Annotated in this window: 14 protein-coding genes; 7 read left to right on the top strand and 7 right to left on the bottom strand. The window is 41.9% G+C overall.

Annotated elements, in window-relative coordinates:
- Nucleotides 1-118: 118 nt before the first annotated feature.
- The gene (locus GQS54_RS15180; RefSeq protein WP_166424820.1) at nt 119-1,039 is read right to left on the bottom strand and encodes an alpha-E domain-containing protein; all 921 of its coding nucleotides are present in this window, start codon (nt 1,037-1,039) and stop codon (nt 119-121) included.
- 1 nt (nt 1,040) lies between these two features.
- Nucleotides 1,041-2,495: a circularly permuted type 2 ATP-grasp protein gene (locus GQS54_RS15175; RefSeq protein ID WP_166424819.1), complete on the bottom strand. Its 1,455-nt coding sequence runs from the start codon at nt 2,493-2,495 to the stop codon at nt 1,041-1,043.
- A 159-nt stretch (nt 2,496-2,654) separates the two neighbouring features.
- On the opposite strand from GQS54_RS15175, the gene GQS54_RS15170 reads away from it, so the two are divergent.
- Nucleotides 2,655-3,398 carry a 20S proteasome subunit A/B gene (locus tag GQS54_RS15170; RefSeq protein WP_166424818.1) on the top strand — a complete coding sequence of 248 codons (744 nt, stop codon included), beginning with the start codon at nt 2,655-2,657 and terminating at the stop codon, nt 3,396-3,398.
- Here GQS54_RS15170 and GQS54_RS15165 read toward each other — a convergent pair.
- The gene (locus tag GQS54_RS15165; protein ID WP_166424817.1) at nt 3,395-4,477 is read right to left on the bottom strand and encodes a putative zinc-binding metallopeptidase; all 1,083 of its coding nucleotides are present in this window, start codon (nt 4,475-4,477) and stop codon (nt 3,395-3,397) included. The two genes, GQS54_RS15170 and GQS54_RS15165, sit on opposite strands and share 4 nt — an antisense overlap.
- Nucleotides 4,478-4,831: 354 nt before the next feature.
- On the opposite strand from GQS54_RS15165, the gene GQS54_RS15160 reads away from it, so the two are divergent.
- A complete protein-coding gene (locus tag GQS54_RS15160) occupies nt 4,832-6,019 on the top strand; it encodes an MFS transporter (RefSeq protein ID WP_166424816.1) in 1,188 nt (395 codons plus the stop codon).
- 179 nt (nt 6,020-6,198) lie between these two features.
- Here the strand turns inward: GQS54_RS15160 and GQS54_RS15155 are convergent, their stop codons facing one another.
- Nucleotides 6,199-7,041, bottom strand: coding sequence for a transglutaminase family protein (locus GQS54_RS15155; RefSeq protein ID WP_166424815.1), 843 nt, complete (start codon nt 7,039-7,041; stop codon nt 6,199-6,201).
- Between the two features lie 566 nt (nt 7,042-7,607).
- Between GQS54_RS15155 and GQS54_RS15150 the strand changes: the two genes are divergently transcribed.
- Nucleotides 7,608-8,474 carry a putative RNA methyltransferase gene (locus GQS54_RS15150; RefSeq protein WP_166424814.1) on the top strand — a complete coding sequence of 289 codons (867 nt, stop codon included), beginning with the start codon at nt 7,608-7,610 and terminating at the stop codon, nt 8,472-8,474.
- A gap of 121 nt (nt 8,475-8,595) precedes the next feature.
- Here the strand turns inward: GQS54_RS15150 and GQS54_RS15145 are convergent, their stop codons facing one another.
- Complete coding sequence (locus GQS54_RS15145) at nt 8,596-10,125, bottom strand: DUF3413 domain-containing protein (protein ID WP_166424813.1); 1,530 nt, start codon at nt 10,123-10,125, stop codon at nt 8,596-8,598.
- Nucleotides 10,126-10,133: 8 nt separating this feature from the next.
- The gene (locus tag GQS54_RS15140) at nt 10,134-10,352 is read right to left on the bottom strand and encodes a DUF1414 domain-containing protein (RefSeq protein ID WP_166424812.1); all 219 of its coding nucleotides are present in this window, start codon (nt 10,350-10,352) and stop codon (nt 10,134-10,136) included.
- A 174-nt stretch (nt 10,353-10,526) separates the two neighbouring features.
- On the opposite strand from GQS54_RS15140, the gene yejK reads away from it, so the two are divergent.
- The 4 genes from yejK (at nt 10,527) to GQS54_RS15120 (ending at nt 14,085) form a co-directional block, all read left to right on the top strand.
- Entirely contained in the window at nt 10,527-11,576 is a 1,050-nt protein-coding gene (gene yejK / locus GQS54_RS15135) for a nucleoid-associated protein YejK (RefSeq protein WP_166424811.1), read from the top strand.
- Between the two features lie 118 nt (nt 11,577-11,694).
- Complete coding sequence (locus tag GQS54_RS15130) at nt 11,695-12,570, top strand: 6-carboxytetrahydropterin synthase (RefSeq protein WP_166424810.1); 876 nt, start codon at nt 11,695-11,697, stop codon at nt 12,568-12,570.
- Nucleotides 12,563-13,372 (top strand): M23 family metallopeptidase, encoded by an 810-nt coding sequence (locus tag GQS54_RS15125; RefSeq protein ID WP_166424809.1) that lies wholly within the window; start codon nt 12,563-12,565, stop codon nt 13,370-13,372. The genes GQS54_RS15130 and GQS54_RS15125 overlap by 8 nt, the downstream gene beginning before the upstream one ends.
- Before the next feature lie 206 nt (nt 13,373-13,578).
- On the top strand, nt 13,579-14,085 hold the full coding sequence (locus tag GQS54_RS15120) for a VC2046/SO_2500 family protein (RefSeq protein ID WP_166424808.1): 507 nt from the start codon (nt 13,579-13,581) through the stop codon (nt 14,083-14,085).
- A 54-nt stretch (nt 14,086-14,139) separates the two neighbouring features.
- Here the strand turns inward: GQS54_RS15120 and GQS54_RS15115 are convergent, their stop codons facing one another.
- Nucleotides 14,140-15,069, bottom strand: a complete 930-nt coding sequence (locus GQS54_RS15115) for an exopolyphosphatase (protein WP_166424807.1) — start codon at nt 15,067-15,069, stop codon at nt 14,140-14,142.
- Nucleotides 15,070-15,427 lie beyond the last annotated feature (358 nt).

Below are 15,427 nucleotides of genomic sequence, written 5' to 3'. Positions count from 1 at the left end.
ATGACTCATCGGATTTTGAACGGTTCTGAGGATCGGTCAACCGATCGCTAAAATATTTCTTAACTGATCGGCATTACGCTATCAGCGGGCTTTTTTATGTGGTTACTTGTCTAACATGTTAAAAATAGGTTTCTTCAAGTTGATTAAACACTTGATGTATTCCTAGCTGCATATCGTCAATAAACGTGTGTAGTTTATCTTGGATCAACGTTTGTGGGTTTGCATTCATTAGCATCTTTTCAACATCCTCAAGTTCCTGCAACACGGCTTCGTAATTGGGCAGCGTTTGCACACATTTACTCACTTCTTGCAGCGAGTGTAGTAAAGAACGAGGAAACCTTTCTTCTAAAAGTAAGAACTTTAATACGTCTGAGCGCCGAATTCTAAGGCGTACTTCGCGGCGATACATTTGATAGGCGGTTAACGATTTAAGCACGCTCATCCACTGCAAATTTTCAAAGGCTGACTGTTCCGTTTCTGTCTCAGGTAGTAAAGTGGCTGAGCGCACATCAATAATCCGCGTGGTCATGTCTGCTCTTTCTAAATTTCTACCTATTTTTAAGAAGTGGTAGCCCTCGTCATGGGTCATGGTGCCAGCTAAGATGCCGGTGATTTTTTGTACTGACTCAATTACCTCGGTGAGAAAATCATAGCGAGAGCGTCGAAAAAGGGCTTTTTGACGGTTTTCATCACCATAAATATACAGTTCGTTAATTTGCTCCCATGCCTCTCTGGGTATTATTTCGCGAATTGTTCGGGCGTTTTCTCTAGCATACTCTAATGAGTCGACTATCGAGGATGGATTATTAGGTCCAGCAAGTAAAAAGCTTAAAACGCTTCGTTCGTCAGCGACTTGGTAGTTTGCATAATAAGTAGTTCTATCGGATACGATATCGATTATAGGCTCCCATCCTAGAACAATACTTTTGGGTAAATCTAACAATAGGTTTGAATTGACGTTAATGAGTCTGGCAGTGTTTTCTGCCCGCTCTAAATAACGCCCCAACCAACATAAATTACTTGCGACTCGAGATAACATATTAACTGCCCTCCATATCAACAATCCAAGTGTCTTTACTACCACCACCTTGTGATGAGTTGACCACGGTTGACCCCTTAACGAGCGCAACGCGGGTTAAGCCACCCATAGTCACGCGCACATCTTGGCCGCTGAGGATAAAAGGACGTAAATCTAAATGCCTACCTTCTACCTCGTTACCCACTATGGTAGGGGCTGTAGAGAGCAGTAACATGGGCTGGGCAACATAATTTCTAGGGTCATCTTTTATGAGTTGACGAAATTCGTCGTGCTCTTTTGCGCTGGCGTGAGGGCCGATTAACATGCCGTAACCGCCAGATTCGTTGGCCGGTTTTACCACCATTTTTTCAATATTAGCCAGCACGTACTCTTTTTCTTCAGGGTTAACGCATCGATAGGTCGGTACATTAGCCAGCAGTGGTTTTTCATTGAGGTAATATTCGATAATTTGGGGCACGTAGCTATACACAACCTTGTCATCTGCTACCCCAGCGCCCGGTGCATTGGCTAGTGCTACATTGCCTGCTTTCCATGCTCTCATTAATCCCGCAACACCAAGAGTCGATTCAGGATTAAATACTTCAGGATCGATAAACGCATCATCTATGCGACGATAAATCACGTCAACTCGGCTCAGTCCTTTGATGGTTCGCATATATACACAGTTATCGTCATCGACGAGCAAATCATCGCCTACGACCAATTCGGCACCCATTTGTTGGGCTAGATAAGCGTGTTCAAAATAAGCTGAATTATAGATGCCCGGGGTTAACACTACTATTTCAGGCTCAGGAATATCGCGCGGAGAAAGTGTCGCCAACATGTCGTATAGATCAGAGGGGTAGTTATCTACCGGTAAAATATCGTATTTGCTGAACATTTCAGGGAAAACACGTTTCATAACGTGCCTGTTTTCGAGCATGTAAGATACGCCAGAGGGGACGCGTAAATTATCTTCTAATACGTATACGGTGCCGGTCTGATCACGCACTAAATCTGAACCACAAATATGAGCCCAGATCCCTAATGGTGGACTAAAGCCTTTACATTCGGGTAAAAAATTTTTCGAATGGGTTAACAAGTCTTGGGGAAAAATACCGTCTGCAATGATTTTTTGATCGTTATACAAATCGTCGATAAACATGTTCAACGCTTTTACGCGTTGTTTAAGCCCTTTTTCAATCTGCTGCCATTCTTTAAGATCAATTAGTCGGGGTACTATGTCAAAGGGCCAAACCCTATCAATAGAGCCTTCTTCATCATTATAAACGCGAAATGTAATGCCCATAACTTTAATGGCTGATTCGGCTGCGGCTTTATATTCTTGTAATTCGGCATCTGAAAGGTCTTGTATATATTCACACAAATCCTTTGCATATGCCCTTGGCTCGCCAGGATTTTTAACTAACTCATCGTAAAATGGGCCTGTGTCGTATTTATTCCAATCAATCGGCATAGATAGCTCTCCATCATGTTAGCTGCTTATTTAGTATACGGATTAAGTCAATATATGAAACAAAAACTCTTGACGTTTTCGATCGGTTCAATTCAAATCAATAGCAGTAAAAACATTGTGATAGCAACGTTCCTTTGTGCAAATTTTGGATAGAATTAAATGACATATTGTTTAGCAATAAGTGTGGACGACGGGCTCGTTTTTGCCTCAGATTCGCGCACCAATGCAGGTGTGGATTATGTTGCAACCTACAGTAAGATGACACGCTTCGTTTTTGAGAATAATCGAGTCTTAGTCTTGCTGACATCCGGCAGCTTGGCTACGTCGCAAGCAGTTGTAAATGCCATCAAGCGCGACTTAAATGATCCCAATGCAGAGTTTGATATTAGTCAGGGAGAATATTTACATGAAGTTGCCCAATACATAGGTACACTAAGTCAAAATGAACAGCGCTTACATGCTAAGGCGATTGAAAAATCAAATGCTAGCACGGAGTCGAGTTTTATCTTAGGGGGCCAGATTGAAGGTCAAGGGTGTGATATTTTTCTTATTTACCCACAGGGTAATTTTATTTCAGCGTCAGCTGAGACGCCATATTTGCAAATAGGCGAAAGTAAATATGGTAAGCCTATTCTGGATAGAATTATTAGCGCTGAATTATCATTGTCAGATGCGGCTCGTTGTGCGGCTATATCGTTAGATTCAACCATGCGCAGTAATGTCTCTGTTGGGCCCCCAATTGAATTGGCATTACATAAGCAAGACGTAATAGAAGACCCCGCTCATATAGTATTAAGTGCCAACAGTAGCGATTTTCAATCTTTGCAAAATCAATGGAATGAAGGAATGAAATTAGCTTTCAATCAATTACCTCGATTAGATTGGGATAAATATAACGCCTAGTGTGGTTTGTCGACGATGACCTCATGAACAAATCGAAGCTTGTCTAATGCTGTAATGGATATAACAAATGGATAAGCATCGTCTAGGCCCATACTGCGATTTAAGCCGTTCAGTGCTTTCGTTAGTTGGCACCAATTATCAAATAGATGCGTGAAGCTAGATGCGACATACACTTGATCATGAGGTTGACTATCAGGTATAGGACTTGCTATTTTATTGCCGGCTATGGAGAAGTCATAATCATTAGCTGTTTCAAGTGTATCAATCATGTGCAGATAATGAGCCCAGGTTTCGGCCCAGTCTTCCCAAGGATGCATACTCGCATAAGCGCTGATCCAAACTGATTGCCAATTCTGGCTTGGCCCATCGCGATAATAGTCCTGCATAGCTTCAACGTAACCTAGACGTTCGTCTCCAAAAAGCCTTCTGAACTCGTCAATTTTGTCACTATGGGCAATTAATTTATCCCAATAATAGTGACCGGATTCGTGTCTGAAATGGCCTACTAATGTTCTGTAACGTTCCCCCATTTTTTCGCGCATATCAATACGAGCACTGTGATCAGCCTCATTAATATTAATTGTGATGAGCCCGCTAGCGTGTCCAGTGGTGACAAAGTTTTTTACGGTGAGTTCATTGCCGTATTGATCTTCCACTTCATCCCGAAGAAAAGAGAAATTAAGACCCGAGGGATTATTAACCGTTTTGCCATCAATCGGTAAACGAAGCGTCATCAAACTATACAACAAACGGCGTTTAGCCTGTTCTAATCTAAACCAGAGCGTAACGTTTTCAGGATCATCGAGATTTGGAATCGTTTCATTGAGACGACATGACAGACAGTAATCATGCTCGTCGTCATAATTTACCATCCAATTGCAAACATCGTATTGAGAATAATTTCTACATTTGCGATAAAGCTTACCATTACAGGACGCTTGTAAATTACCGTACTGGTTCGTGGTAAAAGCACTCAATTTTACTTCATCGGTAATAAAGCCAAGCATAAGGCCACATACGACACATTTAGAATTGGTGAAATGCAATGTGTTGGCACATTGGCAGGTAAAAGTTTTCAAGCTGACGCTCCTGATATTTCGTCACAGGCGATGTAGACGATACGCGATTGTAACAAGGTCCCGAGTTTATCCTAATAATAAACGTGTCGGTTATCACTTAATTCCTAATGTGAATTGCCGTGGTGATAATACTTTCACAATGACCATTGTTAGAAAATATAAGATATTTGTGCACACGGGGTTAATGGTATTTTATGAAATTGCTGTTACGACATAAATCAAACATATTATGGAAAAATAGCATTGCACTGCGGACTATAAGCTGGTTATCTTGCGCCCCGATAGCACGTTAGACCTATGCCATAGGTTATTTTCAATTGCTGTTTCCCCTAAAGGTTTAAAATTGGAGTGTCTATGGATCGCCGTGCTGCTACATCTGTCATATTTGCTGGCTTTTTCTTTCTTGGGATGGTGTTTATTTTATGGGGGATTCTACTTCCTGACTTAGCTAAAAGCTTGGCCATGAGTGAAGTCATCAGCGGTGCATTTTTTACGTTGATATCAGTGGGAATGATTTTAGGTGCAATTTTAGGCGGTAAATACGCGCAAAAATTCGATTTCATGTCGTTATTTGCCATCTTGCTAGTATGCGTGATGGGGTTGCTGATTGCGATATCGTTTGTGCAACACTGGATTTGGTTACTTATTGGTGCACTGGTACTGGGCATTTTCAGTTCTAGCCTATTTACCATTGGGCATACTGTTATTGCTCGTTTACACGCTGATAGGCGTTCAGCCATGATGGGGTTTATGGATTTCATGTTTAGCCTAGGTACGTTGGCTGCGCCATTTTTTGTGTCTGCACTGTACCTAATTGAGCATGATTGGCGGTGGCCTTTGCGTATATTAGCTTTAGGCTTGTTGGCTCTAGCCGTCTACACATGGCGTGTTGCTCATCAAGGCAAGAAACTGATTACGTCCGAAGAGGCGACTCAAAATCGTAAGAGTCTTGCCTACGGCGACATTATTCGCCGTCCAGTGTTTATATTCTTGGCGTTAGCAGCCTTTGGTTACGGCATGGTTGAATTTGGTAATGCTAATTGGTTTGTCAGTTATGCTCAGAACGGCCTCGGGTTTGATGGTGAGCAGTCACGGTTAGTGTTTGCCTTTTTCACTGCTGGTATGGTGGTTAGTCGCTTGGTATTCGCTTTGTTGTTGCGCTGGTTATCTAGTCATAGATTAATGCTCATTTTAGCGACTATCATGGTCGTAGGTAGTTTTATGGTTAAGCTAACGGTTGATCCTGTCGTGATGTCTTGGGGCAACTTTATGCTTGGCTTAGGGCTTGGTGGTATATTCCCTTTGATGCTTTCAGCCGCTATGGATGTGGACAGTGATAAAGGGCCAGTTATTTCTGGCTTGTGCGTTATAGGCTCATCTATTGGTGTTCAAGTGGCCTCATTCGGCACCGGTTTGTGGGCTCACTTTGCACCGCTGACCACCGCATTTTGGATGATCCCCATTGGTGGGGCATGGTTATGGGTGATGATATGGGGTTACAGTCGTTTCATTAAACGGCATATTGCCAATCAGAATAATTAGTTTATCTGGGAACTTGCGCAATGGTTTAAGGAAGCTTACGTCAGCCCTAATTTACGCAGGTTCTCAAAATGGAACTAGCGGTAACGCTCAATGATTGAAATCGCGCTGGTGACAGATTTTTTGATACTAAGCGCAAGTGTCTCGGTGAGTGTAGATTCGCATAAAATCCTATAGATGTGCTATTGCTTTATTATCGTTAGATTAGTCGTCATTTTTGATGTCGCACTGCCGCGAATACCACCCGAAACGGGCATAGTGTTTTCCGGGATGGCACTGGAGGCAACGGCAAAATGGGTATTTCCGGTTAATATTCCATGGCTAGGGTCAAACCCTAACCAGCCGGTGCCTGGTATAAATATCTCCACCCATGCGTGTAACTCATAAATAGGTTTTTCCATATCAAAATAGAAATATCCACTGACGAAACGCGCAGCAATACCGTAATGTCGTAACAGATTAATTTGCATCCAAGATAAGTCACGGCAAGATCCTCTTTTCATGCTAAAGGTATTATTGGGCGATAATGGAGGGCCATCCTCGCGATATTCCACGCTAAAATCCTGATGTATTTGGCTTGTAAGGTTAGTCACAAAGGCAATGGTATTGAAATATGAGGCATCAAGTATAGGATTTGCATAATCCACCAACTCTTGTGCAATAGCTTGCTTTTGTAAAGAGGCAAAAAGAATTTGGTACTGATGTGCAGAATAGGCAAAGGGGAGCGTATTAAATGAGTCCGGATGAACAATAAAATTAAAAGGATTATGTTCTTTGGTTTGCAATTCGCTTTGTACATGGATTGTAAGGCTGTTTGTTAGTTTTTCAAACCAACAAAAATCTATTGTATTATGCTCTTCATCTTCTATTACGCTATGTCCCTCTGGTTCGGATTTTAGGTTGATAGAAAAACTGGTGAGCTCAATAAACGCAGTTTGCTTGGGGCGGAATCTTAAATAATGCGGCTCTAAAAATACGTCATCATCAAATATATACGTTGTCTCATGGATTATCTTGTAATTCATGTTGCTCTCCTTGGTAAAGTGAATCGCTGCGTGGTTATACGGCAATTAACGCTAGAACAAATTAAATCGCTTTATGCCAAGCGAGATAAAGGAATTCTACAAAGCTCAAATTATCTCGATGGAATCGATATACCCACTCATTCATACTTTTACCAGCAATATTTTTTAGCCTATAGATGCCGCTGGCGAGGCTTCGGTTAGTCACGCTTTAACACTTCCCTATCATCAGACGACTACGGGCTATGCGAATTACAATAATAGCATGTATGCAATGTGCTGATCGGTCAACGAATTCATCATTTTGGCCCATCCATTTATTAGCCATACTGGCATATAAAATTTATCTTCATCATGAAAGCGGCGTAGTTTAGGTTTTACTTTGTAACATGCCTTTTTTATTTAGGTATCACACCTCATCACAGATTACATAGCGATTACTTGGGCAATTAGTAATATATGCAGAAATGTTGTTTGTTTTTCGCAAACAGCATTAAACGCCGAGCGTAGCAAAACAAACTCAATGCAAACTCTGCTACACTGCGTTTTTTTGTGAGCTGAGAATTATTATGTGGATTTGTCCCGCCTGTCAGTCGCCTTTGACATTAGTCGAACGTACTTATAAATGTGCCTCAGGACATACTTATGATGTGGCGAAAGAAGGGTATGTAAACCTACTACTTGCTCAACATAAACGTAGTAAAGAGCCGGGTGACAACAAGCAGATGGTGAATGCGCGGCGCAGTTTTTTAGAGCAAGGATATTATCAGCCGTTAGCGCAGCGTATGGCAGAAGTGTTAGAGCAGTTTTCTCGTTCCGTACCGGCCAGTGATATTGAAGGCCTAGCGGCGGAGCGCTTGATTAACCTATTCGATGTTGGCTGCGGGGAAGGGTATTATCTCGATCATGTTCTAACAAGGCTCAATGAGCATCAAGACTCGTTTGTGGTGAAGGGGGCTGGTCTTGATATTTCCAAAATTGCAGTACAAAAAGCCGCCAAAAAATACTCTGCCAGTGAGTTTTGCGTGGCAAGCAGTTTTGCTATTCCTATACCTGATGCAAGTCAGCAAGGTGTTATTCAGGTATTTGCGCCTAGCAGTGAGCAAGAGATTTTAAGAGTGCTGGATGACGATGGCGTTTGGTTACAGGTCAATCCCGCAGCGGAACATTTAGCAGAGCTTAAAGCTTGCGTTTATGCAGCCCCTGCAGAACATAAATCCGCTTTGCCTGTACCCGCAGGATTCGAATTATGCCATGAGGAAACGGTCACATTTAGTTTTACCTTAGATTCATCTGATATGCGCTTGAATTTACTGATGATGACGCCTTATTATTGGTCTACTTCAGTACAAAATACCCAGCGAATAAAAGATTTACTAACGAACGTGAGCGCGCAATTTTCATTACGATTATTGCGTAAAAATGCTGGTAGCTAACCATAGCTATATAAAAAATCAAACTCGAAAGACCAAATGTTTACTGATTATTCAAGACGTACAAAAAAGCCTGCTGATGCAGGCTTTTTTGTACGAGGCTATGAGCGTTTTTAATAACGGGTTAGTTTTTAGCCGCAAAGCTACTCAAGCGTTTTATTGCCTGGCTTAACAGGCGTGTATCTGCGTCATCCGGAAGCTCTTCACCCGTTTGTACGTTATATACTTTACTAATGCCATTACTGGATACCTCAATACGTTTGTCATTTTGCAGAACGACTACCATACGGTCTTGTGTGGTTACTAACCAGTCGCGGCCCGACTGACTTAAATCCCGACCGGTGCTGTAATTCTGAGTCGGGGCGTTGCAACCTAACATATTGAGCATGGTGGGCGCTAAGTCTTCGCTGCTAGAAAAGTCAGCATATAGTTCAGTATTACTATAAAGGTAGTGCTCACCAGACTTGGCGCTTTTTACTACCAGTACTTGATAACGCTGTAACACAAGCGGGTCAAGAATCAAGCTATTGAGTTGCTCGGTGTCGACAAAGCCAATCGCTAGGTTTGTTGTTTCTGAGGTTACCCCTTGTTTAAACACTTCCCAGTCCTGTGAAAACGGTTTACTTTTTTTGCCTGCTTCTAAGTCAACTGCGTAAATACCGACTTGTAATCCGAGGGCCGCTGGCAAATCTAATAAAATAGGCGTTTTTTTATTCAGCGCTTGATGATAGAGCGCCGGTAAGCCGAATAAATAGTTACGTTGGGTGTCGGCCATAGAAGCCTGCGCGGCATAATGTCTAATTTTGCTGCGTAATTTCGCTTTAGCCGTTAGTTCGGTTGGGTCATTGTTAACCAATAACAAGACTTTTCTCTGAGCGGAAACCGAACAATAGAGAGGCGATAAAGGATAATTTATCTGGCTTATTCGATCATCAAACTGCAACTCACGACGTTGTTCGTAATTGTCTTTGTCGAGTAAGTCGTAACGTGACATCAATGTTTTTGCCGTTGCTGGGTAAGATAGTGGAAACAAGTCATCTTGCTGCACGATAGGGTGATATAAGTTGGCATCAGCCCAGATATGCAGCGCATGACTGGAAACAAAGCAAACGACAAAAAAACTGCTAATGGGCAGGGCTAATTTACGCTTTTGCAAGCGAGCTACTCGCTTCCAAAGGGCGTTAGCTAAGACAAGTTGTGTTGATAACCAGAATATAAATATAAGGAAAAAGAACGCCCATTGCTGCCAGCTAAATAAGGTAATTGCGTTATTTGCCTCGCTGCGGATAAGTTGAGCAGTAGAAAAGCTTAAATGCACACCATATTTGTTGTATAGCAAGGCATCAAACCCTAACATGGCCAAGGCTACGGCGGCTAAAACTGCGCTAACCGCTTTGACCGTTCTGGCATTAGGTACCAGATAGCAAAGGGGGAGTATAAGAATGATAAATCCAAAGAAAGTCAGAAATCCAATATGACTGATCCAGTTGGACAGCAGGTATATTATACCCAGGGGAGTTTCAGGAGATGGTGAGCTAAATATATACACACTGGCAATAGCAATCGCCAGTATCATATTGGAAAGCGCGAACCAATGTCCCCACGTAACTAACTGGGTGACTAATTTACGTCTAGGTGTTTCTGTTAAGATCATGAATTTATCTATTTAGCATTGATACTTTTTAAAAGTACTTGTGTAAACTTATCAGCCATTTCGCTGCGCTGACTTGCGTTAACTTGTTGCATGAAAATATTAGTGATGACATTACCTAACACCATCAATGATAAATCTCGGCTGGTTTGATGCTTTTCCAATGCAATAATGATGTCGTGCATAACGTCTTCAAATTGGCTGTCTGAATATTTAGAGTTTTGAGGCATGTTTTTTCTCGCAAAGTTTATGGCGAGATAGTAACAATGGTCTGCTCAAAATGCGAGTAATGCGCAATATGGGCGTGTAAATAGTCAATTAAACGCAGTGAATATGCCTAACAGTATTAAATTAGGTTTGTGGATTTTAATTTACAAACCGTCAACCGAATTAAAGGAGCCAACGTGAGCGCACTCATTCGTCACTTTGTGGTACACCAACTTGCGATAAATGATCAACAACAGCTAACACTCGTTCCGCGCGACAGCTGTTTCTCAGTCACACCTGAAATCGAGGATCTTGCCCAGCAAATTAACCATGCCTTTAATACCAAGCCAGGTAAAGGGGTAGGCGGGTTTGTTGAACAAGGCGCAGAGCCTATTCAAAATGACGAAAATGAGGACGTGCCCGTTAGTCCGTTTCAAGACAAACTCAAAGCGATGATAGGTGAACCTGAGTCGTTTGTGGATTTCAGTATACAAAGTAGCGAGATGCTTAAGAAAACCATGACCGATATGGCGAGTATCGAAACCGGGTTTGTGGTTTTTAGTCATTATGAGTTCTTGGCTACTGAGTATCTAATGATAGCGATTTTAAATACCAAACAACATGTAGAAATAAATCGTGATCTAGAGCTAAGCAGCAGTGATCACCTCGATCTGGCTAAAATGCAACTTGCTGTGCGCATCGATTTAACTCAGCTTTCGACCACGCCTGAGCAAAATCGATACATTAGTTTTATTAAAGGACGTATGGGCCGTAAGGTGTCAGACTTTTTCATGCATTTCTTGGGCTGTGAAGAATTGGTTGATATTAAACAGCAAAATAAACAGTTACTTAGCTCTGTAGATGACTATTTAGCAGCTGAGCAGATGGACGCCACTGAAAAGCAAGCAACACGTAAAACTGTATCTGAGTATTACAAAGAGAAGCTTGACGCAGGTGAAGATATTCAACTTAAGGAATTAGCCGATAAATTGCCAAAAGAGCCCGATGGTGACGATTTTTATCAGTTTGTTGCTAACAGTGAATCACCTATCGAAGAGACATTTCAAGCCGACCGTAGTGTATTGAAAACGTTAGCAAAATTCAGTGGGCAAGGAGGCGGGATCAGTCTTAGTTTTGAGCGAAATTTATACGGTGAACGAGTGCATTATGATGCGGGCTCAGACACTCTCATGATTAAAGGTATTCCGCCGAATCTCAAAGACCAACTGCTTAAAGCGCAAAAATAAGCGGTTTTTGAGTTAAATCTACACCGGCCTAGGTGCGCTTGCGGGTGTAAACACATGATAAAGTTTTATACTCGCGATATACTGCGCGTGGTCTCAACAAAGGTATTCAGTCTGTTTTATGCAATTATTCGTTAACGATTTAACCGTTATGGATTTCTCATACCTATGCCCAAAACGCGGCATGGTTGGTGAAAGTTGGATAGTCGATGTCGTTTTAGATGGCGATTTAAATGAAGAGAGCATGGTGCTCGATTTTTCAAAGGTTAAAAAACAGCTAAAATATTTGATTGACGAATATGTCGATCACAAATTGCTTATTCCCGTAGAGCATGAATATAGTCATATTTTGCGGGACGAAAAAAATGATCGGGTAAGTGTTGATTTTATGCGTCCTGACGGCCGTTCAATTCACCTTAATTGCCCATCTGAAGCGTATGGTTTTATCTATTCAAAGCATGTGACCATGTCTTCTGTGAGCCAATATTTAAAGCAAGTGATCGCCACTCATTTGCCTGAAAACGTCGCTGGTCTTGAACTGACCCTACGCGCTGAAGTGATTAGTACACCTTATTACCACTATACCCATGGCTTGAAAAAGCACGACGGAAATTGTCAGCGTATTGCCCATGGTCATCGTTCGAAAATTACGATTATTGAAAATCAACATGAAAGTAATGAATGGCAGCAGTATTGGTCTGAGCGTTGGTGCGATATCTACGTGGGATCAAATGAAGATTTAGTCGGGCCGGACAAGGTTAATTTCGCTAACAGTGACGTTAATTTTAGTGGGCATTATTTGTTTGGCTATGAATCGTCACAGGGATGGTTTGAATTGGCTATTCCAAAAGCAGAAACCGAAATGGTTGATACTGACACTACCGTTGAATGTTTAGCGCAATATATTGCAAATGAACAAAAACGCCTTGAACCTGAAAGCGAATTCAAAGTATATGCATTTGAGGGCGTCGGCAAAGGGGCGATCGCTTATGCGTAAGTTCTTTTTTGGCGCTTTTGTGAACCTGATGTTTATGGTTGGCGCCCAAGCTGAAATGTTAGAACTGCGCGGGGAGCTTACTCAAGGTAGCTTAATTAGAGGCAGTGCACCATCAGGTAGTGAAATTTGGTTAGACGGTAAAACTATTCTTATCGGCCAAGATGGCAGTTTTGCATTCGGTTTTGGTCGAGATGAAGAATTGGATCATCATATTAAATGGCGAGATCCTCAAGGTGAAAGCCATGAGAAAAGCCTTACGTTAACACCCAGAACGTACGATATTCAACGCATCGAAGGTTTGCCCAGTAAAATGGTTTCGCCGCCAAAAGAAGTACTCGACAGAATTAAGCGAGATAATATACAGGTCGCTCAGGCCAGAGCACGTCGTGATTCTCGCAGCGATTTTGCTCAAGACTTTATTTGGCCAGCACAAGGCCCTATCAGTGGAGTATATGGCAGCCAGCGCGTACTCAATGGGCAACCTAAACGACCTCATTATGGTGTTGATGTAGCAGCGCCAACGGGGACAACGGTTTATGCCCCTGCAGATGGCGTGGTGACTCTTTTTGTGCCGGATATGTACTACTCTGGAGGCACAATGATAATCGATCATGGATTAGGTGTGTCTTCTACCTTTTTGCATTTGAGCAAAGGTCTTGTTAAAGCGGGAGACCAAATCAAACAAGGTCAAGCCGTGGCTGAAATTGGTGCCACAGGACGTGTTACGGGTGCCCATCTAGATTGGCGAATGAATTGGATGAGCGTACGGTTAGATCCTGCTCTGCTGGTGCCGAAACGTTAATTTGAGGAATATAGCATTTGAAACTCAGGCATCAGCGGATGCCTGAGCACTCTGTTAAATAGCGGATGTAAATCGCTCCTTATTCCCTATAGTCGTATACCTACGTTATTCCCCCTAAAGCAAAACGTTTTTTCTGCGATAACCTAATTAATCAATCATTTTAAACACGCTCGCCGTTGGGTGGGTTGTTTATTGGTAGTAAAGGTTTGCAGCAGACTCAATCAACACAAAGTAGTCAAACGGTTAATACTACTACGCGGGATATTGAATTCAGCGGGTTACTTAATCGTGCATCTAATCAAGGCGCTAAGTTCTCCTTGTTGCTGGCGATGTTACAACAAGATGTTCTGGCGCGCCCCCATATTGGTCAAGCAAGTGAGCCTGAACTCCAAGCACTGACTGATGTTCAATCTTATTACCCTGAGAAGCATCTGCAAGCTCACGAGCAGGACTGGCCTTTGGCCGATACTGCCACTGATATCCTACATAGTGATGGTATTCGAAGTGCTCAGTTATGGTTAGCGATGCATCCTCAACCATTATCATTACACAATGATCCTTTCCATATCGACGATGATATTTATGCAAATTGCGATACCTATACACAAGCGCGTTACTCGAAAACGAAGCTTCAGGAGGATAGTGAAATAACAGTAGATGAAACGGGGATCTTTGATTTACTAGAAGAAATTGGTTTGAAAATGCAAGCCTAAATAAAAAACCGCACTGCTTTATATCAATGCGGCTTTGTCTTATTCGTATTTTCGTTATCCGTCTTGGTTAATTTTTTGTGTTATCTGGTGCAATACTGTTTCTGCTTGAACTGTTGCAACTTGGCAAGTTCCGGCATTTTCATGCCCACCGCCATCATATTGCAAACAAAGTTCACCAATATTGGTGTTCGAGGTTTTATTCAAGATAGACTTACCGATAGCCAATACAACGTTTTGTTTTTGAAAGCCCCACATCTTGTGGATGGAGATATTACACTCCGGAAAAAGTGCATAAATCATAAAGCGATTGGTAGCATAAATCGGGTCTTCATCTTTTAGGTCGAGGATCACCAAGTTGTTTTTTACTGTCGCGCAGCGCTTTATTTGTTCAATGGCCAAAGAACGATGTTCTTGGTAGATTTTAATCCGTTCTTGAACATCAGGTAGTTGAATGATCTCATCAACGCTAAGATCCAAACAGCAATCAATCAATTTCATCATCAAGTTATAATTTGATATGGTAAATTCTCTAAAGCGACCTAGGCCAGTACGGGCATCCATTAAGAAATTCATTAGATCCCAACCTTGCGGATCAAGTACTTCTTCTTGGTTGAAAGCTGCTGAATCGCCTTTATCAACCGCGGCCATTAGTTCATCAGAAATCTTAGGGAATTTATTTTTGCCGCCATAGTGGTCAAAGACAACGCGAGCCGCAGAAGGGGCGTCTGGGTCAATTACGTGGTTGTTGTATGCCTTATTGCGAACTGCTTCGCTGTGGTGATGATCGAAACACATGTGACAACCTTCCACGTAAGGTAAGTTAGTCAGAATATCACGTGGTCCCACTTCAATCTTGCCGTCTTGCATATCTTTTGGATGAACAAATTTAATGTCGTCAATCATGTTCATATCTTTAAGCAAAGCGGCGCACACTAAGCCGTCGAAATCGCTTCTGGTAATGAGTCGAAAAGTACTATTAGACATAATGCTCTCTTGGTTGTGTGTTTTGAGTGAGCCTGAACGTAGCTTGACCAACTCAATATGGGTAATTTGGGCTATTGCGCCAAACTGGATTCTGTATCAGTCTAAATGTAACAGAGCTATATTCAAAAAGTAAATCGCTGAAAAACATTGATATTTCGTTGATTGGCCAATTTAATTATAATTCTAATAGGTAAAATTACTTCCAACCCGCTGCTTACAAAGAATTAATAAAATAGCGTTTAAAAATAAATTTTTAATTCGATTAAACTTTTTGCCTGTTTATGACGACTAATGAAATGACAGCCTAGTGAACTGTCGTACTATCCCTGGGCCGCCACATTATTTATGTCGCGGCTTT

The organism is Paraglaciecola sp. 20A4, assembly GCF_011378905.1.
Taxonomy (GTDB): Bacteria; Pseudomonadota; Gammaproteobacteria; order Enterobacterales; family Alteromonadaceae; genus Paraglaciecola.
Note: the sequence above shows the minus strand (reverse complement) of the source record. Positions and strands in the feature narration are given on the sequence as shown.

What these genes read in the sequence shown, in the direction of transcription:
- GQS54_RS15140 (WP_166424812.1), bottom strand. Translation starts at nt 10,352, where the DNA reads ATGCCTCAAAACTCTAAATATTCAGACAGCCAATTTGAAGACGTTATG.
- GQS54_RS15150 (WP_166424814.1), top strand. Translation starts at nt 7,608, where the DNA reads ATGTGGATTTGTCCCGCCTGTCAGTCGCCTTTGACATTAGTCGAACGT.
- GQS54_RS15160 (WP_166424816.1), top strand. Translation starts at nt 4,832, where the DNA reads ATGGATCGCCGTGCTGCTACATCTGTCATATTTGCTGGCTTTTTCTTT.
- GQS54_RS15115 (WP_166424807.1), bottom strand. Translation starts at nt 15,069, where the DNA reads ATGTCTAATAGTACTTTTCGACTCATTACCAGAAGCGATTTCGACGGC.
- GQS54_RS15170 (WP_166424818.1), top strand. Translation starts at nt 2,655, where the DNA reads ATGACATATTGTTTAGCAATAAGTGTGGACGACGGGCTCGTTTTTGCC.
- GQS54_RS15145 (WP_166424813.1), bottom strand. Translation starts at nt 10,125, where the DNA reads ATGATCTTAACAGAAACACCTAGACGTAAATTAGTCACCCAGTTAGTT.
- GQS54_RS15155 (WP_166424815.1), bottom strand. Translation starts at nt 7,041, where the DNA reads ATGAATTACAAGATAATCCATGAGACAACGTATATATTTGATGATGAC.
- GQS54_RS15125 (WP_166424809.1), top strand. Translation starts at nt 12,563, where the DNA reads ATGCGTAAGTTCTTTTTTGGCGCTTTTGTGAACCTGATGTTTATGGTT.
- GQS54_RS15180 (WP_166424820.1), bottom strand. Translation starts at nt 1,039, where the DNA reads ATGTTATCTCGAGTCGCAAGTAATTTATGTTGGTTGGGGCGTTATTTA.
- GQS54_RS15175 (WP_166424819.1), bottom strand. Translation starts at nt 2,495, where the DNA reads ATGCCGATTGATTGGAATAAATACGACACAGGCCCATTTTACGATGAG.
- GQS54_RS15130 (WP_166424810.1), top strand. Translation starts at nt 11,695, where the DNA reads ATGCAATTATTCGTTAACGATTTAACCGTTATGGATTTCTCATACCTA.